The organism is Epibacterium sp. ABZ3_068 (assembly GCF_056159265.1).
Genome location: NZ_JBSWUV010000001.1, coordinates 1,856,298 through 1,879,328 on the forward strand (window position 1 = coordinate 1,856,298; position 23,031 = coordinate 1,879,328).

Below are 23,031 nucleotides of genomic sequence, written 5' to 3' on the forward strand. Positions count from 1 at the left end.
ATCTGACCCAGCCCCCTGATCCGGTCCGTTCAGGTGTAGAACCCGTTCTTGTTTCTTTCTGTTGATTGGGTTGCGGTCAAGGCCTGCTGAGCGGAGCCCTTGCGGAGCTCAAGCGAGGCAGGCCGGGTGGCACGGTTGAGACTGGCGCAAACGGCTGGAGCCAGCCCGCCAAGTGAAGTGTGTGGTCGTTCAGTGTTGTAGTCGATCCTCCAGGTTTCAATTATCTTTCTGGCTTCGGCGAGATTGCCGAAGATATGTTCGTTCAGGCATTCGTCGCGCAGGCGGCCATTGAAGCTTTCGACAAACGCATTCTGCATGGGCTTTCCTGGCGCGATGTAGTGCCAACCAACGCCAGTGTCCTGGCACCATCGCAGCACAGCATGAGATGTCATTTCCGTTCCGTTGTCGCTGACGATCATGTCGGGCTGACCGCGTCGGCGGATCAGTTCATCCAGTTCTCGGGTCATGCGTGAACCCGACAGCGAGCGATCCACGACCGTAGCCAGTGCTTCTCGGGTGCAGTCATCCACGATGCACAGCACGCGGAACCGTTGGCCGTCTGCGAAGGCATCTGACACGAAGTCCAACGACCAGCGCTGGTTTGCCCGTTCAGGCACCAGGATCGGCCTGCGCGTGCCCAGAGCCCGCTTACGAGAACGCCTGCGCCGCACGGCCAGCCCTTCCTCGCGGTAGAGCCGGAACAGTTTCTTGTGGTTCACCTCAAAACCCTCTCTGGCCAACAGGATGCCCAAACGGCGATATCCGAACCGACGGCGCTCGTTCGCCAGTTCACGCAGTCGTTTGCGCAGGGCGTCATCGCCCTGATCCTGCTTCTCATATTGAAAAACAGACCGATGCAGGCCCGCCAATTCGCACGCCCGACGCTCAGACAGGCCGTGCCGATCCATCACGTCCGACACGGCCCTGCGCTTCACATCAGGCGTCAGTAGTTTTTTGTCGCGAGGTCTTTCAAGGCCGCATTGTCCAGCATCGTATCTGCCAACATCCGCTTCAGACGATTGTTCTCGTCTTCCAGCGCTCTCAGTTTCTTCGCATCGGACACGTTCATGCCGCCAAATCTGGCTTTGTATTTGTAAAACGTTGCATCGCTGATGCCGTACTTCCGGCACAGCTCTTGGGCTTTCACACCGGCTTCGTATTCTTTGATCATCCCAATGATCTGTTCGTCTGAAAATCTGCGTTTCATAGTCCATCCTTTGCTTGGACGGATTACTAACACCTCAGTGGCCGGAATTCAGGGGGCTGGGTCAGCGGGCTTGAATGGCCGCTAATCCTTCTTGAGCGTGAGCCTCTCGCATACGCGGCGAATGACGGCTTCCCGCCGTTTCTGCTAGACTTCTCGCAGTCGCGGCATGGATCGTGCTGTCCCGGTAATCGGCTTACTCGCGTCCGCAAGGGGATCCTTTACCGGACGGTTTTGAATTCGCATCTGGCCTCCGCTGCTGCTGGGGAAACATTGTCTCGATAGATTGGTACGATTTGTTTATCGCTGAGCGGACCTCTTGCGTTATATTTCTCCTATGACAGACCTTCGCATCGGCTATGCCCGCTGTTCTACCGACGCTCAGGATCTGGCTGCGCAACGTGCGGAGCTGGAATCCCTCGGCGTTGCCCCCGATCGCATTTACACCGACCATGGAATCACTGGGCGCAACCGCGACCGACCTGGACTAGCTCAGGCGTTGGCTTCCGTGCGCGCGAGCGACACGCTGGTTGTTTCCAAGCTCGACCGGTTGGCCCGCTCAGTCCCGGACGCGCGCGACATCGCCGACGGGCTAGCTGAGCGCGGAGTGCGCCTCGCGTTAGGAAACACGGTCTACGACCCGGCCGATCCGATCGGACGGATGTTCTTCAACGTGCTGGCGACCTTCGCTGAGTTCGAAGCCGACCTAATCCGGCTTCGCACCCGCGAGGGCATGGCGGTGGCCCGCGCCAAAGGGAAGCTGAGGGGCAAGAAACCCAAGCTTTCCGACCGGCAGGCGGCGGAGCTGACACGGATGCACGCAGCTGGGGAGTATTCGGTGTCGGACTTGGCCGAGCTCTTCTCTGTCTCGCGGCCAACCGTCTATCGCACGCTGTCGCGGCAGGGGCCGAAACGTTGATGGCCGACGATCCCTTCCAACCCTTTACAGCCGACCCTTCCAGCGACAGCACGGAGTCCGCCGTGGGCAGGATCTGGCGGTTTCCGGAAGTTCGCCGCGTCTGCGAGAGGCTCATGTTCAAGAAGGATTAGCGGCCATTCAAGCCCGCACTACCCTTGGATCGATGCTGCACACTGCACTAAGGTCAGCAATGCGCAGATTGCGACCTTTGCAAAGTCGCGGGATCTGCCTCCCGGGCGGCGGTCCAATGCTGCACGAGCAATGGAAAGAACAGACCTTCGCTGCGCGTGCAGCCGTCAAACATCATTTAACGGTAGAGTTGCGGGACGTTGCCGACTTTCACGGCGGCTGCGCGAATGACTTCTCTTGCGTGAACTTGTACTTTAGTATCTTTTCTTCAAACGGCTTTTTAGTGGTCCAATTATGAAGTTTTTCCAAACTCTACTCCTGTTGTTGGCAACCTCAGCTGCTGCGGTTGACAAAACGGAACTAGCCCAAGCTCTGGAAGCCTCTGGAAAGCACTTCTTTGAAGATGAGAAGCGTGAAGTCCAAGGATTGCGTACGTCAAGTGGGGTTTGATAAAGGCGAAGTCATGGCGGCATGGCCCTAGCCAAGTTTGCGGCGTCTCTGCCTGAGTTCCTGAGACATTTTAATATTAAGGGCGGCCCGTTGAGCCACCCACAAACGCTGATGCACATGCGAAGTTATTGGTCAAAACTCGTATTGCACAAAGGCTCCAATCGTCAGCGGTTCTCCTGATTTGGCGAAGGTCGTTCCTGCCTGGTCCAGACGCGTCGTTGCATATTCTTCGTCAAAGATATTGCGCACGTAGAGACCTGCGCTGAACGGTCCATCAATATAATTCAGTTGCGCATTGACCAGCAGCGCATCGTCCGTTGAGAGCGTATTTTCCGCATTTGTGAAGGTCGACCCTGTATAGGTTGCATCCACACCTAAGGAGAGCCCATTTCCAAAACCATAGCTTGCGCCAATCGAAGCCGTCGCTTCAGGGGTGTTGGGCAATGAGTTGCCGCTTAGGTTGGAACTGTCACCGGCAATAAAATCAACATACTCTGCCTGCAGCAGGCCAAGCGATCCATAAACATTAAAGCTGGGAGCCACATCGTAGGACACAGAAAATTCCGCGCCGTAAAGCTCTGATTTTCCTGCATTCTCAATCAAAAAATCAGATTGACCAAGTGAATTGGTAAAGTCGCGACGCACCTGCTGATCGGACCAACGCGTGTAAAAGACGTTCGCATTGGCTATGAGGCGCGACTCCAAAAATTCACCGCGGAAGGCCAGTTCGATATTGTCGGTGAATTCTTCATCAAATTCACTGGCGGTCCCAGTCACCGCGTTAAAGGCAAAACCTCCTGCCCTGTATCCGCGCTGATAGGTCAAGCTCGTGCTCAGCCCTTCACGCCATTCAAAGGTCGTGCCAAGCTTTGGCAAGAAGGCTTCGAACTCGCGCGCAAAGGACACATCGACCGGCGTAAGCACGTCAAACCCAAATGTGGTCGCCGTCGCAAAGGAGTTCAGTCCCACCTTATCGCGGTCGTATCGCGCGCCCAAAGTAAAGGATAAGCCCGGCAACCAACGGTCTGCATCCAGTTCGACTTCACCAAAAATAGCGGTATTGCGGGAGGTATTGGTAGAGCCGCCGTCAGTGGTCAACTGGCCAAACTGCGCGCCGGTAAACGGGTTGATTGGCAATCCGACGCCTTCAAATTCCTGTCTGGAGCGGCGTTGATACTCGGTTTCGGCATAAAACAGACCAGCCACTCCACGATAGCCCGTGCCTTCAAACAGCAAACGGATGTCTTGTTCAAAGACCTCAGCTTCGCCCGTACCTGTTGTGAAGCCGGTTTCCAGCGAGGTTCTATCGCTGTCGATGAATTCAAACAAACGGTCGGAATAGTGACTGCTCTCAAACTCCAGTTTGAGAGACGGAGAGAAGCTGTATGTCGCGCGCAGTCCAGCGGTTTCTGTATCCAGTATATTGGATGTTGACAGTTCGGACGTATTCACGACCTGTCCCGGAAACAGATCATTGTCGATCCGGGTTTCACCGATCACATTCTCCTGTTCGGCATAGGAAAAGATCACCTCCAGATTTTCTGTTGGATTGACCCGCAATTTTGTGCGCCAGCTGTCCGCACGAACTTCACCAAAATCGTCACGACCCAAGGTCGGGTTGTCGACAGGGCCGTCTTCGCTGATTGTCTGAGCCGCAAAACGAAAGGCGACACGGTCCTGAACCAGAACCTTGTTCAACGATACTGCAGCCTCATAGGCATCGCGGCTGGCAAAACCCGTTCTAAAGCGATACTCATCTTGGTAGATCGGATCACGCGTACGGATCACAACTGCACCGCCCAATGCATTGCGCCCTTGTTGCGTCGATTGTGGCCCGCGTAAAATCTCAACCTGATCTACGTCCCAAGTAGGATATTGCCCACGAGTTATCGCGGTTGTGTCTGGCAAGGCGATCCCATCGACCTGCGTGGAGATCAAAGGCGACGACGACGCCCGTGCGACACCGAATTGGCTGACGCCCCGAATTGAAATACCCTCGTCGCCGCCTGTCTGATTAACGTTTACAGTCCGTTCGATGGTATCAAACAAATCCCGATCACCGCGGCGTTCCAGAGTCTCGCCACGCTCCACGGCAGCTGAAGTGGGGCTGTCTTGAAGACTACGCTCCAATAGCTCCCCCCGGACTACGATCTCTTCCAACATCAAAGCGCCGTCCTCAGACACTTCGCCTACATCTTGTGTTTCCCCAGTATACAAAACGGTGGAAGTGTCGCCGCTGTTAGAGCTCAAGGTTTGAGCCGAGGCTGCCGATGCCAAAATCGGAACGGCAAGGAGCGTAGAGGCCAGTATTCTTGAACGCGTACAATGCAAAATTGCATGCGAGTTATGCAATGAGGGATTAGCCATCACTGTCTCTCCAGATCAATTTCAATTTTGGGTGAGTCAGCGAAAGGCTTAACCTGCCTATTTCAGCAATTCCCTATAATAAAAGGCGTTTGACTCAAGGCCGTTTTGAGAGTTTTTCGAAATCCAGCGCTGTTGAGCGATCACTCTTGTGTGACTTCGAAGTGAAAAAACCATGACCCAATCCGGCAGAATCCCGGCGGTTCTGTTAACTGCGTTTACGGCAGTCGCTTTGTGCCCGTCCGATAGAGCTGACCTTTTGCATTGCAGCATGTGACGGTCCCTAATCGGCCAAATCCGACGACTTTGCAAAGTACGGTATCTGCGCTTCGCTGACATTCGGGCGAGGCGCAACATCGTTCCAATCTGTCGAGTATGTTTGAAGGTCCTCTCTTGGGAAACCCGTCGGTTTCCTTCGCGCCTGCAGCAGTGGCACTGATCCGCCTCGCGTGAATGTCCCGAAAGGGCTGGCTGGCGTCATAAGGCGGGTAGGATCGAGCGCTGTTTTGCTGCAACAGTGCTGCCGCACCGCCGCAAGGCGGCTCGGAGCCCATTTTACCGAATGCTGCACCTGCTACGAACGGCGGCTTTGAAAGAACTGTGACACACCAAAATATTCGGGCTATCCCGCATAGCGTCGCAAAGACTACTTTAAATTCAAGTATACATTTGGGTCTAGGGTCAAATTGGATCGTGAACTACAGCAAACCCTTAGATATGATTATATCGGGTCATTCAGTCGTCGAAATTTGAAAATAGGTAATAGAGACGTGGAAGCCAACTCGCGATGATGTTGCATTGAAGCTGTCAGTCCTGGCTACACTGACTTCGATCGTAGCGGCGGGGTGGCAGTCCAGTCGAGGAGTGACTCTAGCCGCCTTGCCATCTACAACAATAGCATATCAGCGTGTTCGGAAGTTCCTATTGCGCATCGCAAGTTTTTTTTGCAGTTGATGAACGCTCCAGACCTACCTTTTAGCCTATACTATCCTGGTGAGTTATCGTCGTTTGAAAAATCGAAGGTCGATCTTATAGATGTGCTAAACAGGCTTCAGTCAATTTCCTCTTTGTTTGAGACCGTCTCAGAGAGATATCTTAGGGTCAGGACTCATAGCCAATAGATAACGAGTGCTGCGAGGGCGATTGCGGACAGGAAGACCTTCGGGCACCTGTCGTATCGGATTGCCACACGCCGCCAATCCTTCAACCTTCCGAACATGATCTCGATCCGGTTGCGCCGTTTGTAGCGACGCTTGTCGTATTTCACCGGTTTCTTCCGCTGCTTCCGGCCAGGGATGCAAGCTCGTATCCCTTTGTCTTGCAACGCTTCTCGGAACCAGTCGGCGTCATAACCGCGATCCCCAAGCAGCCAATTAACCTTCGGAAGGCTGCTGAGCAATGCCCGCGCGCCGATATAATCGCTGACCTGTCCTGCCGTGACAAACAGATTGAGAGGGCGTCCTTGACTGTCGCAGATGGCGTGCAGTTTGGTATTCATGCCGCCCTTGGTCCGGCCGATCAGGCGTCCACGCCCCCCTTTTTCGCGGCCATACTGGTCGCCGTTCGGTGGGCCTTCAAGTACGTGGCGTCGATCATGACGGTCTTTTCTTCGACGTGCTCGGCAGCCAGACCCGCCATCATCCGGGCAAAAACACCCTTATCACTCCACCGCTTCCAGCGGTTGTACAACGTCTTGTGCGGCCCATAGACAGTGGGGGCGTCGCGCCAACGCAAGCCATTGCGATTAATAAAGATAATACCGCTCAGCACGCGCCTATCATCAACACGTGGCTTGCCGTGGGACTTGGGAAAGAAGGGCTCAAGACGCGCCATCTGCGCATCCGTCAGCCAGAATAGATCAGACATGTTCACCGCTCGATTTTCGACCCGTGAATCACGTAGCCAAGCGGAAATCAATGGGTCCAGACCCTAAAGGAATAGGACTTCATTTTACCAGCCTTCGTCCAGCGAATGATGTCCTTTGGAGCAGCAAGCAGGTCAACTTCTTCCGAACCTCTCGCGGATAGAGTGTCCACCAAATCAAGGCACATGCAGCCAGCTTTAAATTCAAAATGCCTCATATGACACTAGTAATACAGGTGTCAGATTCGATCTACTAGTTTCCGAACTAAACGTCCGCTTTGTCCGCATCACTTCCGTTCGATGTTGGTTGGCGGCTGCACGCGCAGCGAAGGTCCGATCCTTCCTTTGCTCGTGCAGCATTGGGCAGCCGCTCAACTGCCAGATCCTGCGACTTTGCAAATGTCGTTAACTGCGCATTGCTGACATCGGTGTGGTGCGCAGCATCGCTCCGAGGGTTACGCGGGCTTGAATGGCCGCTAATCCTTTTGAGCATGAGCCTCTCGCAGACGCGGAGAACGGCAGCTCTCCGCCGATTCTGTTGAAAAACAGCGTGTTGCTGTTGCAGAAAGCTGCGTCCAGACGGTGCGCGAATGCCTTTCCTATCGTGCTCTTCGCACTTTCTGCGGTGCAGGAAAGATCTTTGCCAGTTTCCGGAGGTTCTGGGCGGTGGCGGCGAGGAGGAATTCGTCGTTTGCACCGCACGGTCCGCGTAATCGGAGCCGTCCGAGGCCCAGGATGCGCTTGAGATGGGCAAACAGCATCTCGACCTTCTTCCTAAGCTTCATCGAGATGTCGTATTGGCGGGTTTTGGCGATGTCGCGAGCAACCTGGCGGGCGTCTTCTTGTTCTTCGCGGGTGATCTTGCGCGCGTCTGCGTTCGGGCAGCACTTCGCTTTGGATGGACATGCTTGGCAGGTCAGTTTCAATGCGCGATACCGGGCGGTGCCCTTTCCGGTCGGGCCACGGTTCGGGTCTGAGTAATTTCGTCGGAACTGCTTCAGGGCGTGACCCTCGGGACAGGTGTATTGATCGTTATCGGCATCCCATTCAAAGTCCGCCCGGGTCCATGTCCCATCATTGCGACCGGACTTGTCGAAGACAGGGATATGAGGCGCGATCTTTCGATTGACCAGCCAGCCGAGCATTGGCCCGGTGCCGTAGGCCGTGTCCGCGATCAGACGTTCGGGATGCAGATCGAACTTGTCCTTCACACGCTTCAGCATCGTTTTTGTTGATCCGACCTCGGCCTGCCGGATTGAGCGGGTGGCTTCGACATCAACAATGACGCCGTGATCCGTGTCGATCAGGCAATTGTCGGAATAGCTAAAGAAAGCAGCGCCTTTACGCGCCGCTGTCCATTGACTGGCCGGATCAGAATGGGAGGTGAACTTCGGTTGCACCTCGCTCGCTGCGCCAAATGCCGCCTTATCCAGCGTGTCGAGATACTCACGGACTGCGCGGGGCGCATCTGCCGGGGCGATGCCTGATACGTCCCACTCTTCCTTTGGTGTGGAATTCTGTTTGTTTGCATCTGCTTCGATCAGGCTGGCATCGATTGCCATGCGCCGACCGCTCACCAGACCTTCCTGGATGCAACGCGCCACCATTCGCCATTGCCGCTCGGACCAATGGCGCGACATGGCTCATTCTCAAACAGATGGCGCAGCAACTCGCTCTCGCGGAAACGGCCGTGCCGGTTCTTTGAAAAGGTAGAATGGTTGGGGACACGGTCGCTGAGATCGAGGCGGCAGAACCAGCGGTACGCCAGGTTCAAATGCACCTCTTCGCACAGTCGGCGTTCCGATCGAATGCCGAAGCAATACCCAACCAGCAGCATGCGGATCGGCAGCTCAGGATCGATAGAGGGACGACCTGTGTGGCTGTGAAGTCTGCGAGATACGCACGGATGCCTCCCAGATCGACGAAACGGTCAATTGACCGAAGCAGATGATCCTGAGGGACATGGCCCTCAAGAGAGAACTCGTAGAACAATGCCCCCTGCGCTTCTTGCCTCGGTCCCATCATCAGCCAATACCTCCCTACAGGAGGAATTGAATCAGTAACTTAGCCTTCGATCAATAAAGAGTTTTTCAACGAAATAAGCCCGGTCGTGCACAAAACGCGGATTTCATCAAGCTGACTGAGATTACCGTAGATGTGACACGTTGCGCGCGGCCAGAGGCAAGAAATCTGACCAAAAAGGCAGAACTATCTGACAATTTACAGGAAATGAGAAGGAGCACAAAGTTTTGCCTCTGACGTTGAGTTTTTCTCTTTAAAATCAAAGAGGCGAAAATTTTTGGAACAGCCGAATTTGCCTCTTTGGTCAGATAAGTCTGCCTCTCAGATTGCATGCAGTCTCATTGCGAAAGCCCAACAAAAAGGGTTCCGAGAAATGTGGGGAGCTGATGTGACTTCAAAGAAAGCAGGCGTTCGGCATCGAAGATCTAGATGGCCACTATGCGGACAGAACTGCCGTTGCCTCTTTCAAAACAAACGGCTGCTGTGCACGCTTTGCGACAGCAGCGAAAAACAGCAAGGGCAGATTCCGGCCATTCGCTTCGAGTGCTGCCTTCAAAAGCTAGACCTGCAAAGCGGCCATTTGTTTCACCGAATCCACTTACATGGTGTCGGACGGTTTCTCGAAGATTTCACGCGTAACTGCGACCACCATCTTACCGTCAACGAGTACAGAAGAATACTGCGTCGTCATGGTTTTCAGGTGTCCCCCTCTCATCCACGTAAACATGAGCAGCCCAAGCAATGTATGTCAGGCAAAGGGAAACGCTAGGAATGGGTTATGAAGCGCCATCAGTCTGAGCGAAAATGGCGAAAGCCGTGACAGAAACCTTCTTAAAAATATTGAAGGCAGAATTCATCCGGCGGCAAACATTCTACACAAGACGTCGGACTGTGGCCGCATATATGAGCATCAGAACCGGAGCTTAAACACGGCAGGTCCAAGTGCCCCCAGTCCAAAGCGAGAGTGAGTAGTTTCGACTGGATCGACAAAATTCCACAAAAAACACCTACCGCCTATGTGCGTTAATAGTTCATTAACCGCACGAGTATTCTGTCCATTTTGAAAAGAGCTGGAGGATACGATGACAGCGAGTAACCCGACACAGTTCAATGCACCTTCGGCCGGTGGGTATGTAGAAGGTGACAACGCAGCCAACGTCATTTTAGGTTCAATGTTCTCAGACACTCTTTATGGCGAAGGTGGTGACGACACGCTTGCGGGCGGTGACGGCGATGATCTGCTGAACGGCGGCCAGGGCAATGATCACCTCACCGGCGGCGCAGGGGTGGATCGCTTTGAGGTGCAGCTGGAGTTTGACGGGATCGACTACATCAGCTTTGGCCAGGATGTGATCCGCGACTTTGGCGATGGCGATATGCTGGATCTGATGAGCTTTGGTGGCACACCCATCACGCTGGATGTGAGCTACAGTGCGACCGATACGGTGCTGACCTTTGGTCTGGGCACTGCTTATGAAAGCACGCTGACGCTGGAAAATTACATCGTGCCCGAGTGGGATCTGCCCTTTGACGGGCTGGTGCATGGGCATCTGACGTTCATGGGCACGCAGGACGGCATCGTGGCGGATGATTATCTGGTTGGTCTGCCCGACAGCCCCGACTACCTCTATGGTGGCGCGGGCAATGACACTTTGGACGGCTTTGGTGGCGGCGACCATCTGGATGGGGGATCCGGCAACGATAGCCTGTCGAGTGTGGGCAGCAGTTTTGCGGGCGGCTTCAACAACCTCTATGGCGGCACCGGCGATGACACGCTTGCGGGCGGCCAGTTCGAGGACTGGTTGTATGGTGGTGCGGATCAGGACAGCCTGATCGGTGGCGCGGGCATGGACAGCCTCTTTGGCGAAGATGGCGACGACACGCTTGCGGGCGGTGACGGCGATGATCTGCTGAACGGCGGCCAGGGCAATGATCACCTCACCGGCGGCGCAGGGGTGGATCGCTTTGAGGTGCAGCTGGAGTTTGACGGGATCGACTACATCAGCTTTGGCCAGGATGTGATCCGCGACTTTGGCGATGGCGATATGCTGGATCTGATGAGCTTTGGTGGCACACCCATCACGCTGGATGTGAGCTACAGTGCGACCGATACGGTGCTGACCTTTGGTCTGGGCACTGCTTATGAAAGCACGCTGACGCTGGAAAATTACATCGTGCCCGAGTGGGATCTGCCCTTTGACGGGCTGGTGCATGGGCATCTGACGTTCATGGGCACGCAGGACGGCATCGTGGCGGATGATTATCTGGTTGGTCTGCCCGACAGCCCCGACTACCTCTATGGTGGCGCGGGCAATGACACTTTGGACGGCTTTGGTGGCGGCGACCATCTGGATGGGGGATCCGGCAACGATAGCCTGTCGAGTGTGGGCAGCAGTTTTGCGGGCGGCTTCAACAACCTCTATGGCGGCACCGGCGATGACACGCTTGCGGGCGGCCAGTTCGAGGACTGGTTGTATGGTGGTGCGGATCAGGACAGCCTGATCGGTGGCGCGGGCATGGACAGCCTCTTTGGCGAAGATGGCGACGACACGCTTGCGGGCGGTGACGGCGATGATCTGCTGAACGGCGGCCAGGGCAATGATCACCTCACCGGCGGCGCAGGGGTGGATCGCTTTGAGGTGCAGCTGGAGTTTGACGGGATCGACTACATCAGCTTTGGCCAGGATGTGATCCGCGGCTTTGGCGATGGCGATATGCTGGATCTGATGAGCTTTGGTGGCACACCCATCACGCTGGATGTGAGCTACAGTGCGACCGATACGGTGCTGACCTTTGGTCTGGGCACTGCTTATGAAAGCACGCTGACGCTGGAAAATTACATCGTGCCCGAGTGGGATCTGCCCTTTGACGGGCTGGTGCATGGGCATCTGACGTTCATGGGCACGCAGGACGGCATCGTGGCGGATGATTATCTGGTTGGTCTGCCCGACAGCCCCGACTACCTCTATGGTGGCGCGGGCAATGACACTTTGGACGGCTTTGGTGGCGGCGACCATCTGGATGGGGGATCCGGCAACGATAGCCTGTCGAGTGTGGGCAGCAGTTTTGCGGGCGGCTTCAACAACCTCTATGGCGGCACCGGCGATGACACGCTTGCGGGCGGCCAGTTCGAGGACTGGTTGTATGGTGGTGCGGATCAGGACAGCCTGATCGGTGGCGCGGGCATGGACAGCCTCTTTGGCGAAGATGGCGACGACACGCTTGCGGGCGGTGACGGCGATGATCTGCTGAACGGCGGCCAGGGCAATGATCACCTCACCGGCGGCGCAGGGGTGGATCGCTTTGAGGTGCAGCTGGAGTTTGACGGGATCGACTACATCAGCTTTGGCCAGGATGTGATCCGCGGCTTTGGCGATGGCGATATGCTGGATCTGATGAGCTTTGGTGGCACACCCATCACGCTGGATGTGAGCTACAGTGCGACCGATACGGTGCTGACCTTTGGTCTGGGCACTGCTTATGAAAGCACGCTGACGCTGGAAAATTACATCGTGCCCGAGTGGGATCTGCCCTTTGACGGGCTGGTGCATGGGCATCTGACGTTCATGGGCACGCAGGACGGCATCGTGGCGGATGATTATCTGGTTGGTCTGCCCGACAGCCCCGACTACCTCTATGGTGGCGCGGGCAATGACACTTTGGACGGCTTTGGTGGCGGCGACCATCTGGATGGGGGATCCGGCAACGATAGCCTGTCGAGTGTGGGCAGCAGTTTTGCGGGCGGCTTCAACAACCTCTATGGCGGCACCGGCGATGACACGCTTGCGGGCGGCCAGTTCGAGGACTGGTTGTATGGTGGTGCGGATCAGGACAGCCTGATCGGTGGCGCGGGCATGGACAGCCTCTTTGGCGAAGATGGCGACGACACGCTTGCGGGCGGTGACGGCGATGATCTGCTGAACGGCGGCCAGGGCAATGATCACCTCACCGGCGGCGCAGGGGTGGATCGCTTTGAGGTGCAGCTGGAGTTTGACGGGATCGACTACATCAGCTTTGGCCAGGATGTGATCCGCGACTTTGGCGATGGCGATATGCTGGATCTGATGAGCTTTGGTGGCACACCCATCACGCTGGATGTGAGCTACAGTGCGACCGATACGGTGCTGACCTTTGGTCTGGGCACTGCTTATGAAAGCACGCTGACGCTGGAAAATTACATCGTGCCCGAGTGGGATCTGCCCTTTGACGGGCTGGTGCATGGGCATCTGACGTTCATGGGCACGCAGGACGGCATCGTGGCGGATGATTATCTGGTTGGTCTGCCCGACAGCCCCGACTACCTCTATGGTGGCGCGGGCAATGACACTTTGGACGGCTTTGGTGGCGGCGACCATCTGGATGGGGGATCCGGCAACGATAGCCTGTCGAGTGTGGGCAGCAGTTTTGCGGGCGGCTTCAACAACCTCTATGGCGGCACCGGCGATGACACGCTTGCGGGCGGCCAGTTCGAGGACTGGTTGTATGGTGGTGCGGATCAGGACAGCCTGATCGGTGGCGCGGGCATGGACAGCCTCTTTGGCGAAGATGGCGACGACACGCTTGCGGGCGGTGACGGCGATGATCTGCTGAACGGCGGCCAGGGCAATGATCACCTCACCGGCGGCGCAGGGGTGGATCGCTTTGAATTCATTTTTACCGACATCGGTTCAGGCTATGAAAGCACAGGAGCAGACGTTATCTCCGATTTTGGCGATGGCGATATGTTGGAAATTATAGGGGCTGGCATGGGTAGCCTAGATGCGATGTTTACACTCCAAGGCGACAACACGGTGATTGAATTGGAAACAGGAACCAGCCATGCAAGCACAATTACTATTGAGAACTACCACGTTAATTCAGACGACTGGATCATTTCGGGAGAAAGCTTGATGATTTGGGGCGTTCACGACTCGGAAGTGTTCTAGTGGCCACTTCATACTGATCTAAGCAGCCCGCCGTCGCAACTAGGGATATAGTTTATCGTCCGCTGCGAATGACTGGATTGGCGGCCTGCACCGCAGCATCTGACACATAGGTCCGAAGGCAGCTAAGGGCCGTCCTGATCTCGGCCAACGACGGCTTTCTGCGGTCTTCCACCGTTGGTGCAGCGTGCAGCATTTTGCACTTTGGGATCGAAGCCGTCATTGGCCGCACTTAATACGAAGAGCGACTTTTAGCGGTTCAGCATTCTTCATACGAAGCCAAGTTTATTATGTACTGGGAGCTAGGTGCGGAGTGTGCAACCAATTTGCATAATCATTGAGTGTGCGTATTGTGCGTGGTGCATTGTGAACTGTCGCGATGTCCGTGCAGATTAGAGGGGCAGTTTCGCTTGGGTTCAGTCCTACTCAGCAAAACCGTGATGGGGGAATTGTTATGGCTAAACGTACCCTTGAAGAGTTCAACCAAAACCTGCCCAAAGCCATGCAGGATGCCTTGAACGGCCCAGTTTTTATAACTGATAGCGGAGAACTAACTCATGTGCTGATGAGTTATTCGCAGTATCTGCAGATCATCTCTAAAGGAGTCGATATCGTCCAAGCCCTGTCTATGCCAGGGTTGGCTGAAATTGATTTCGAACCCGAAAAGTCTTCCATTTCGGCGAAGCCAGTAGACCTCTAGTGTATTGATGTTCGAACAAAGACCGCCTTCAGTACCTTACACAAAGGCACATGAGCCTTTGTAGAGAAATGGACCGAAGACGAATTCATTGCTGGATCCAAGGACCTTTGGCGCGGCCGTCTCTACGTGTACTTGCACATCTTGATCAGTTAATTTGAGCGGTTAGCTGGGTAAGCGATAGCTATTTCGGCCAAACCGCAGCACCTCCGCGCTCGGCAAAGTTTTTGCTTCGAGCATGTGCCGTGAGAATTTCACGTCTCTTAAAACGGCCACCATCCGTGGTGTACGCGCTCAGCGATGACGAGGCCAATTCCAAACAAAGAAAGTGCGATGGACGTTGCTGCAATTTTGGTGTCAGTAGACATGCTATACCCCTCCATGGGTTTATTTGTTGGTGTTGGGTCTCGCCTTTTCATTCACGCTACACGTTCATTACGCGTCGCGCCAGAATGACTTTCGGGCGTTTTAAAGAACATCGTCCCGTCTGAAAATTAAACGACATTTAGGACCAAGAGGAAGCGGCTTTATGTCTTGATCCAAACGAATGACAGCCTCAGCACCAGGCAGTCGGCCAGTTTGGTTTGAAAGCTCAACGACAGAGATGTATCGCTCTCGAAACCGTTCCATTGATTTCGCGCAGACGTACCTGCGTTTTCTGCCAGTCTGAAGTTCGGTTACTTGTTTTGGCTTCAAGAAATTCTGATCCAGCAAACCTCGAATAGTGCGGATGTTTAACTCAAGGATTTCAGCAGCGCGTGTCGGTCGAATTGCTCCTTCATGGTCTTTCGCGATGATTTCCTTCAAATCTTCCAATGCAACCTGAAACTCCGGAAACTTAACCGCTTCAGGATCTGAAATCGCCAGCGCAATCCGGTTTCTCAGGATGATTTCGACCACCCGTTCTGTTGGTATCCGCACCCAGTGCGATGCTGAGGGAATATCGAGGTAGGATTTTCCAGTAATTTTTACAGCGATCAAATCGCGTAGCAATGTCAAAAAACGCTCGATTTCTCGTGGGTGATAGTGTGGGTAGGCATTCTTGTCGGCGAAGTATTTGGAGATCAGTCCCGCATTCGTAAGTTTGGTAAGCATGAACCGCTCGATCCCAAGCTTTGAAGCAGTCTCTCCAGCATTCAGCAATGCATCGAAATCCGTTACAATGTCATTGATGACTTCGGTTGAAACATAGCGCTTCAGCACAAAGCCTCGGCCAGACGCATTGCGGGTCGCTAGACCCATTGCCTCCAATCGTCGTGCGAGCTTCCAACCAGAAATCCCATAGCGGCTGCGAGCGGTCGAAAGCGAATGCACGTATTGTTCAGGGCAGGGCTGCCCCAGAACAATTGCCCCTTCTGCTATCGGGAAATTCTTGAAGATAAAGTCTCGTACCAGATCACGGATGACGTCGAATGCTGGATCGTCATCCCTATGACGCAACCACTCAAAAAACACGCGATACCGCGTGCGGTAGAGGGTGTTGTCCACTGGATGTGTCTCTTGGATTTCCTTGAGCTTGCGTCGAAATGCATCAGGGCCTTTCCTCAGCACTTCAAAACCGGCGCTACCCGCTCTTGCCCATTGAGCTGGGGTTGCATCATCACGTTTGAATTTCGGTCCCAGTGTCAGCAACAAGCCAAAGCCTTCGCAGGTTTGCGCCGCGACGTGGAATGGTAACTTGTCCAACCAAGAGGAGCCTGGACCATTCTCAATCCGATTGCGCAGGTAGTTTTCCAGTTTGAGATCAGCTTCATTAGCGCGTTCAGAAGGGACCGGATCGTATTGATCGCACAGATGCATGAAATCAAACGTGTCCTTGTTGCTGCGCGCCTTGGGCATTGGCACCAAATAACAGCCGTGGCGTTTGCAGGTCCGTACAGAGGTGAGTTGCCAAATGCCAAAATGTGCCGCGTCCGTCGACTTTGTTGCCCCCTTTAAACATTCAGGGCAGGCCTTGAGCGCAGTCCGGTTGAAGGCCGTGAACTTGATCGTTTCCGCGCCCAGTTTGAACCAGCCAGGAGACGTTAGCTGCGGTGTGCTGTGCTGAAGATCCACGGCAGAGCAACCGGCCAAAGATGCTAGCCGGACTACATCGTCTGGTTCGCCGTTGGTAACTCCAAGATAAGTAAGGCCCACGTCGGAACTGAAGGTGATGGCCCGCGGTGCACCATTCCTACGGGCCAAGCGCGACGCTAATGACGAGGCTGTCTCACCTTGCTGAAACTTCACTGAAAGAGGTAGCGCTTGCGGCTTGGCGAACATCATGTATCCGCCTCCGGGAAAACCTGGCGGGGATCGATCCTGTAAAAATCTTGGATGACAAAGGGATTGAGGGTGTCGTCGCAGGCAGATCTGCAATGATAGGCCTTGGCAAAGTGCTCCCGCCGTAGGTTTGAAGACGCTTCAAGAAAGGCCTGTTCAAGCGCTGCAATTGTCAGCTCGATCACCAAACCGAATTGGTTTGCGGCCGCATGAATGAGGCGTTCGCCCATCGCCTGTTCCTGAGTGCTCTCGTGGGCTGATACCTGCGCAACATCACAATATGCCCCAATTAAATCGACTGCGTTTTCCGCGTCTGAGATAGGAGAGAGACTGTTAAATCGGACGGTCTTCATGCGCCGTGCAAGCTGTGGGTCATGGTTCAAGATACCCTCCAGCTCCAACGTTCCGGAAAGGATAATGCCAACCGGCCATTCAGGATCAGTCATAAGCGTTTTCAGCATGGAAGCGACAGAACCCAATTCATGCTTGGTGCCGCGCGATGCGAGTTCCTGAGCTTCATCGAGAAGAATAAAGGTAACACCCAACTCCTTGAGCTGATGGCGCACCAAATCCCATATGTACCACGCCTGCCGTTCAGAGCTGATCTTGTAGCCAAGTTCTCGTAGCAGGGCTTGGCCAACGGATTTCTGTGTGGCCGGTGATGGCACGCGAAAGCTCACTATACACCTGTCGCCATGTCCTTCCGCTTGCAACCGTTCCTGAGCTCGCTTTGCAAGGAAAGACATGGCTGAGGTCTTGCCCGCGCCAGATGGCCCTGAAAGGGCCATGCCGTGAGCTTCATTGGTTTGTCCGGCCTCGATGTCTGCCAGACGTTTCTCAAGCAGGAGAGTAAATTGGGCCTCAAGCGGCTCAAAACGTTCATGGTTGATGAAGTAATTGCGTAGGTCTGAAACGCGCTTTGCGGTGTGTTTGATACGATCATTGGCCATTGTTGAAGGTCCAGCGTTTGCGGCGCGCGGGCGCGCCTGTGTCCGAAGAATTGGGGGGGTGTTGTACCGGCGAGGATTGCGTCTCAGTGGCGGGCCTGATTTCAATGCCGCTAGCGAGTGGGTCATCGAAGGAAGGCTTGTTATCCAAGCGGTCGGCATCTGATCGCATCGCGTACTGCAGCGCGTCTTCATGGCGTTCGACCTCTTCGGTCGTGATGTGAAACGGTGTCAGCTCACGAAGAGTGAAGGCGCGCTGATTGGCTTCAGAAATCCTCTCAATGGCGCGGCGCACAACGGGCGCATCCAGCTCCGCGTTGCGCTTGTTGCGAAGGCGGATAGATCGCCTTGCTTCAATCAACTGTTCATAGGAAACCCCATCGAAGCCTGATTGATTGGCTATCGCGGGATGCCAGTCTGCACCGAACTTCACGGCAATCCAACCGATATCAGATAGGTCGGCACGAGTTTCCACTTTGCGGGTAGGAGAATGTAAGTAGGCTTCACGAAGCGCGTCACAGCTGTAAGTAATGCCTGCAAACAGCACACCATCGCCGCGCAGTTTACGGGAAAGTGGTCGCCCAAAGGCTTTCCGCATCGTGAGGCCGTCTGGAACAGGCAAAACGCCATGCTTACCAGTTAAACGCTCCCAAGTTTGGTTGGGTGTTTCCCCGTTGAGCGAGCCATGCGGCTCGTTGTGGTAGATGTCCACAATATAGGTCAGCAGGATTGTGATCAGATCATCATCGCAAAGGCACGCGAGTTGTTCTGATGGGTAATCGCCGCGTTCTACAGTGTCGAAGAAGGTCCGCCCCAAGAGGAGCGGCATCAAACGATGACCAAGGGTCCGAAAGAAGGATTCAATATGGCCGCGTAGCCAAGGCGTGCCCGCTGGCGGGAGGTGCGCTGTGATCCCAAGAGAGCATACCGTGCCTTGGAATTCATCCGAGACAAAGGCAGACCCCATATCTGTTACCAATGTCTGCACACCTCCGTGATGGTGCCATGTGCTTTCGCAATCAGCGGCTTGTGCGATTGGCGTTTTATCTCTGAAGATGTCGCGAAGTGCGCGGATCGCATCATCTGAATTTGGGTTTTCGGCCAACCTCAACGACAAGACGCATTTGGTGGCACAATCGATGGCGATGTAAATCCAGCGCCGTCCGCTCTCCAACTTCTCTCGGCGCTCCGGTGGCAGGTGATCCCAGATGCCTGCCAATGTCAGCAGCGTGATTACGTCGAGCTTATTTTCATCCATCTCCACCCGCTCGAGCGGCATTACGACATCGGGGCCGTTTTCAAAGAGAGTGAATTTCTTGTTGGCCGCTGCTGTCCCATAGCGTTTGGCGTAAACGTAGTAGGGGTCAGCCAAGTTCAAACGACGACGGATTGTGGCCGCGGACGGGATCACCAGTGCCGCAAGTCCTGCTTTTTCACGCCGCTGGTTTTCGCTTTCGAACAGCGCGCGTGTATCGGCCACAGCTTGCACTTTTGTCGGGCGCTGGGTGTTGGCATAGATTTCGATCACCTGGTTCATCAGGGCTTCCGACCTTGGGCACCACCGAGGTTTTCTGTTCCCAGACCGATGTGTTTTAGGGATCAGGGCAAGTGCGGAGTAGCCAGCCTTTTCATAGGCACGCAACCATTCAAGTGCCCTCCGACTCCCGGGCAAGTTGCTTATCGTTGTCGTTGCGCCAGGTTTCTTCGAACTGGATGAATATTCACCTTCGCCCAACTGTTTTCGGACGAGCTTGCCAAGTTTATCTTTTATGCGCTTGTAGCTGGCGTGAGTTCGAAAGAACTCTGCAGTGGTTCTCAGTTGCAGAAGGGCATCGCAGACCGCTTTGCGGAAGAGGGTAATCGCACGCGTTTTTATCGGTAGTTCATTGATGGTTGCGACATTGCTTTCGGCGCGAGCCTTCTGGCTGGCAAGATCAAAGTAGCTTGGATGGAACTTGGTATCGGGCCGCTTAAGGAGGTTGCTGAGGTCTTCATCTGAGAGCCATTCAACAATGCCGGGCTGAAGAACACGCTCATACAGCCCGCCACCTCGTTGTTTTTCAATCAGCCGTATTGCGGGGCTTTTGCCTGCGATCATATCTGATTTTGAAATCCGATAAGGAGTAATCATGTCGCAACCTCCGTGAGGGAGGGGCGAAGCGCTGCAAGTTTTCGTGCGGCTTCCGCCGCCTTACGGCGATCAATTTGTTCGTCCGTTATGAGGCGGACGCGGTCGGCAAACTGCTTTGGCACGCTGCTCGTGACATGTTCTAGCTCGCTTATAAAATTACGGGATAGCACGCGATCCATAGGTTTGATCGCGACCGCAATTTTTTCACCGTTCGAACGCGTGACCAGAAAGTCAAATACGTGGTTTGCAGGGCGGCCATCAGCGCCAATGAAATGGATCGCTGGAGGTTGGTCCCAAATGTGATGGATGTCATCACACACGAGCATAAGGCACAGAAAGGCATATTCGAGTGCGCTTTCAAACTGCAGGATGCGCGGGCGGTCAAAGCCTGGAAGCTTTGCGACCATGCTGCCGCGCAGGCTTGCCGTGGATCGTCGCGGAATGCGACGGGTTGCGCGACTACTTTCTGGGTCGCGGTGAATACGTACTGCCATATTTTTTGGAGCGCACCTGTTTCGGATCCGCGAGATCACGCGGAATGAGACAGGCGCTGTCTCCCCCTTGATAAAAAGTTGAGTGTATCCGCCCCGCCGAAACCACTCCGGCGGGTTGACTTTTCTTTCGTGTCGGGGGATGAATAAGGCGTCGGGACCAAACGACGCTTTATTCCGAGAGGCCTTCCTGTTTGCGCAGGAAGGTCTGTCACTTTCCCAGACTAGTTGTGCTTAGTGTCCTCCTCGCTTGGTTTGCAGTCTGGAAACAAGTCGGTTCGTTCAGCGCCAATAGCCGCGGCAAGCGCAGTCTCGATGCGTCTGGAGCGTGTTTTTCGTTGGCTAACCAAAGTTACGGTTGATGGAAGAACGCCCAGGTCACGGGCAACAGATGCGATACTCTGTGACTTTAGTCGGAGTTGCATCTTGAGCCACTCGTGTTGCGGATTGACCATTGCTTTAGCAACCTTGCTTGTTTCGATGACCATAAGAATCAAATGTCACCGAATCGGTCAATGTGGTTTTTGAAAATAAATATTGAAAACAATAGTTTGCGTGGTGTTGCATATGTTTCGCTAGGAAACGTATGTTTTGAAGCGTGAGATATTTGACGCTTTTGAAACCTATGTTTGCGCTCAATTGTGATGTTGGACAGGTATGCTCGATTAGCCAATTCTTTGAATGACTTAAGCTAAACGCGCCCAATCAGCCCCCGGAAGGATGGGTCGCATTGCGGCAACTAAAATTGGTCATTGGTGCTGCCATTTGAGTTCTTTTTTGCGAAATCGATAGGCCGATATTTTTTTGATAGTTGCGTTCTTTGTGGGCCGTGCTCGATCAATTGGAGCCGAGAGCGTGTTTCGTAGGGCGGATTATGGTAATGATTTTGTGAAGGATAGGGGGCTTTGAGATGGCTGACGATTTGGAACGAACTGGCAAAGTAGCGGGGTTTGATGCTGCTAAACTGGCGCGCGTAGAGGCGGATCAGGCGGAGGCCACAGCTCTCCATACCCGAATAGCACCCATTTTGGAGAAGGTGAAACAGCTCGGTGAAAACGATCCCGACTTCGACATGAAAGGCTTCACAGATGAAATGTGGGGTGGGTAATCCGCCTTCAGGGGCCACTTGTTTACCTGTGCTGCGTTCAACCAGAAGTCGGTTTACATAACACCCATTAACAGATGTTCCGTTTTTGTTATTGTGACGCGGCTCACCTCTGAGTTGCGCTGGATTGCACGCCAATCAGTGCAGTTACGGCCCAGAGCTGCCTTCCACCCATAGTCCGCGATGCCGCGGTCGCAGCCCGCTTTCCTGACATTCGCTGCGGGAGCGAAATCCGGATCTGAGTGAACTCACACATCGCGGGACGATGCAGCCCTTCGCCGCGATTATGGCAATGACCGCTTCTTCATTCAGGCAACAAATCGACTTCCCAATCCTCGGTCGCGATGGCCTGAGTCCCTCTTTCCAGAAATGTCGATAGTACGATGTAGCTTTTGGTAGTTTGGACGCCCGAGTTCTCATAAAGCTTCGCCAAGAATAATTCCAAGGCGTGTGCGTCGCGTGTTCTGACTTTGACGATCAGGCCGCTGTCCCCTGCTACAGAGTGGATCTCCTCGACCTCGGGGAACTGGTCGATCTGCATGAGTTTGCTGGACTTCCCCCAACCGACAAAATCAACAAATACGAAGGCCAGGAACGGTTTGCCGACAGCGACAGGATCAATCTTGAGCGTTGAGCGCTGAATCGCTCCACTTTCACGCAGTTTCTTTACCCGCGCATGTACAGCGGGTGCCGAAAGGCCGACCTGGTGTCCCAACGCTTCGTAGGACATACCAGCATCTTCGACCAGAGCGTTTAATATCTTTCTGTCAAAGCCATCCATAACTGGCCTTCCCATCCTTGCAGGTGAATGTCATTCGTATTTTCGATCAAATGACGAAATGCGGTTCTCAGTCTTGCCATTCTCTCATAGCACCATATGAAGCACAGCATAGGAGACAAGCGTGAAAACCCGCAAGATCAACGCCCCAGACAGCCACGACTTAAAGTCAAAATACTCTCAAGCAGTGGAGGTGGCAGACGCCAAGCGGACCTTGTACGTCAGCGGCCAAATACCGGTCTCGCCAGAAGGTACAGTCCCAGAAGACTTCGGCGATCAGGCCCGTCAAGCCTGGGCAAACGTGGAGGCACAGCTGCGCGCGGCCAATATGGGATTGGACAATATCGTCAAGCACACAACCTTCCTCGCCGACCGAACCTTCCGGGCGGAAAACTCCCTGGTCAGAAAAGAATTCCTGGGCGAGAGAGAGCCCGCGTTGACTGTCATCGTTTGTGACATCTTCGATGAAAAATGGCTTTTGGAAATTGAGGCAATCGCCGTCGCCTAACCTAGTGAGCTGACGTTCAGCCATCTTGCAGCATTCGTGACTTTGGGCTCAGAGTTGCCTTGCGGCGGCGCGGCAGCACTGTTGCAGCAAAACAGTGCCTGATCCTACCCGCTTGATGACCCCAGCCAGCCCCTTCGAGACATTCACTCGGGGCTGATCAGGGCCACTGCTGCAGGCGCGAAAGAAACCGACGGGCTTCCCAAGAGCGGACCTTCAGACTGTCTCGACAGATTGGAAAG

General features: G+C 54.4%; 14 protein-coding genes and 1 pseudogene. 5 read left to right on the forward strand and 10 right to left on the reverse strand.

Annotated features, from left to right (window positions below; translation table 11 throughout):
* Positions 1-29: 29 nt before the first annotated feature.
* Positions 30-1,207, reverse strand: a protein-coding gene (locus ACXAEW_RS08925) for an IS3 family transposase (RefSeq protein ID WP_474940315.1) whose coding sequence is annotated in 2 segments (ribosomal slippage) — positions 30-961 and positions 961-1,207 — 1,179 coding nt in all. Because the reading frame shifts where the segments join, the coding sequence is not laid out codon by codon here.
* Between the two features lie 316 nt (positions 1,208-1,523).
* Between ACXAEW_RS08925 and ACXAEW_RS08930 the strand changes: the two genes are divergently transcribed.
* Positions 1,524-2,123 carry a recombinase family protein gene (locus tag ACXAEW_RS08930; protein WP_474940986.1) on the forward strand — a complete coding sequence of 200 codons (600 nt, stop codon included), beginning with the start codon at positions 1,524-1,526 and terminating at the stop codon, positions 2,121-2,123.
* Between the two features lie 711 nt (positions 2,124-2,834).
* On the opposite strand, the gene ACXAEW_RS08935 is transcribed toward ACXAEW_RS08930, so the two are convergent.
* From ACXAEW_RS08935 to ACXAEW_RS08945, 3 genes and pseudogenes are all read right to left on the reverse strand, one after another.
* Positions 2,835-4,886: a TonB-dependent receptor gene (locus ACXAEW_RS08935; RefSeq protein WP_474940987.1), complete on the reverse strand. Its 2,052-nt coding sequence runs from the start codon at positions 4,884-4,886 to the stop codon at positions 2,835-2,837.
* 1,288 nt (positions 4,887-6,174) lie between these two features.
* Positions 6,175-6,932 (reverse strand): IS5 family transposase gene (locus tag ACXAEW_RS08940; RefSeq protein ID WP_474940988.1). Its coding sequence is split into 2 segments (ribosomal slippage): positions 6,175-6,608 and positions 6,608-6,932, totalling 759 coding nucleotides; the frame shifts between segments, so codons are not numbered across the junction.
* A gap of 596 nt (positions 6,933-7,528) precedes the next feature.
* Positions 7,529-8,954 (reverse strand): annotated as a pseudogene (locus ACXAEW_RS08945) (IS1182 family transposase).
* Between the two features lie 1,079 nt (positions 8,955-10,033).
* Between ACXAEW_RS08945 and ACXAEW_RS08950 the strand changes: the two are divergent.
* Positions 10,034-13,876 (forward strand): calcium-binding protein, encoded by a 3,843-nt coding sequence (locus ACXAEW_RS08950; protein WP_474940989.1) that lies wholly within the window; start codon positions 10,034-10,036, stop codon positions 13,874-13,876.
* 451 nt (positions 13,877-14,327) lie between these two features.
* Positions 14,328-14,573 carry a type II toxin-antitoxin system Phd/YefM family antitoxin gene (locus ACXAEW_RS08955; RefSeq protein ID WP_474940990.1) on the forward strand — a complete coding sequence of 82 codons (246 nt, stop codon included), beginning with the start codon at positions 14,328-14,330 and terminating at the stop codon, positions 14,571-14,573.
* 465 nt (positions 14,574-15,038) lie between these two features.
* Here the strand turns inward: ACXAEW_RS08955 and ACXAEW_RS08960 are convergent, their stop codons facing one another.
* The 5 genes from ACXAEW_RS08960 to ACXAEW_RS08980 all read right to left on the reverse strand — a co-directional run bounded on the left by ACXAEW_RS08960 (position 15,039) and on the right by ACXAEW_RS08980 (position 20,889).
* Positions 15,039-16,835, reverse strand: a complete 1,797-nt coding sequence (locus ACXAEW_RS08960) for a TniQ family protein (protein ID WP_474940991.1) — start codon at positions 16,833-16,835, stop codon at positions 15,039-15,041.
* Positions 16,832-17,782: an ATP-binding protein gene (locus ACXAEW_RS08965; RefSeq protein WP_474940992.1), complete on the reverse strand. Its 951-nt coding sequence runs from the start codon at positions 17,780-17,782 to the stop codon at positions 16,832-16,834. Before ACXAEW_RS08965 ends, ACXAEW_RS08960 begins: the two co-directional genes overlap by 4 nt.
* Complete coding sequence (locus tag ACXAEW_RS08970) at positions 17,772-19,910, reverse strand: transposase family protein (RefSeq protein ID WP_474940993.1); 2,139 nt, start codon at positions 19,908-19,910, stop codon at positions 17,772-17,774. The genes ACXAEW_RS08965 and ACXAEW_RS08970 overlap by 11 nt, the downstream gene beginning before the upstream one ends.
* Positions 19,907-20,404 carry a TnsA endonuclease N-terminal domain-containing protein gene (locus ACXAEW_RS08975; protein WP_474940994.1) on the reverse strand — a complete coding sequence of 166 codons (498 nt, stop codon included), beginning with the start codon at positions 20,402-20,404 and terminating at the stop codon, positions 19,907-19,909. The genes ACXAEW_RS08970 and ACXAEW_RS08975 overlap by 4 nt, the downstream gene beginning before the upstream one ends.
* A gap of 221 nt (positions 20,405-20,625) precedes the next feature.
* Entirely contained in the window at positions 20,626-20,889 is a 264-nt protein-coding gene (locus tag ACXAEW_RS08980) for a helix-turn-helix domain-containing protein (protein WP_474940995.1), read from the reverse strand.
* A gap of 422 nt (positions 20,890-21,311) precedes the next feature.
* Here ACXAEW_RS08980 and ACXAEW_RS08985 point away from each other — a divergent pair, with 422 nt between their 5' ends.
* A complete protein-coding gene (locus ACXAEW_RS08985; RefSeq protein ID WP_474940996.1) occupies positions 21,312-21,509 on the forward strand; it encodes a hypothetical protein in 198 nt (65 codons plus the stop codon).
* A gap of 301 nt (positions 21,510-21,810) precedes the next feature.
* On the opposite strand, the gene ACXAEW_RS08990 is transcribed toward ACXAEW_RS08985, so the two are convergent.
* Positions 21,811-22,287, reverse strand: coding sequence for an Lrp/AsnC family transcriptional regulator (locus ACXAEW_RS08990; RefSeq protein WP_474940997.1), 477 nt, complete (start codon positions 22,285-22,287; stop codon positions 21,811-21,813).
* A gap of 121 nt (positions 22,288-22,408) precedes the next feature.
* On the opposite strand from ACXAEW_RS08990, the gene ACXAEW_RS08995 reads away from it, so the two are divergent.
* Complete coding sequence (locus tag ACXAEW_RS08995; protein ID WP_474940998.1) at positions 22,409-22,792, forward strand: RidA family protein; 384 nt, start codon at positions 22,409-22,411, stop codon at positions 22,790-22,792.
* Positions 22,793-23,031 lie beyond the last annotated feature (239 nt).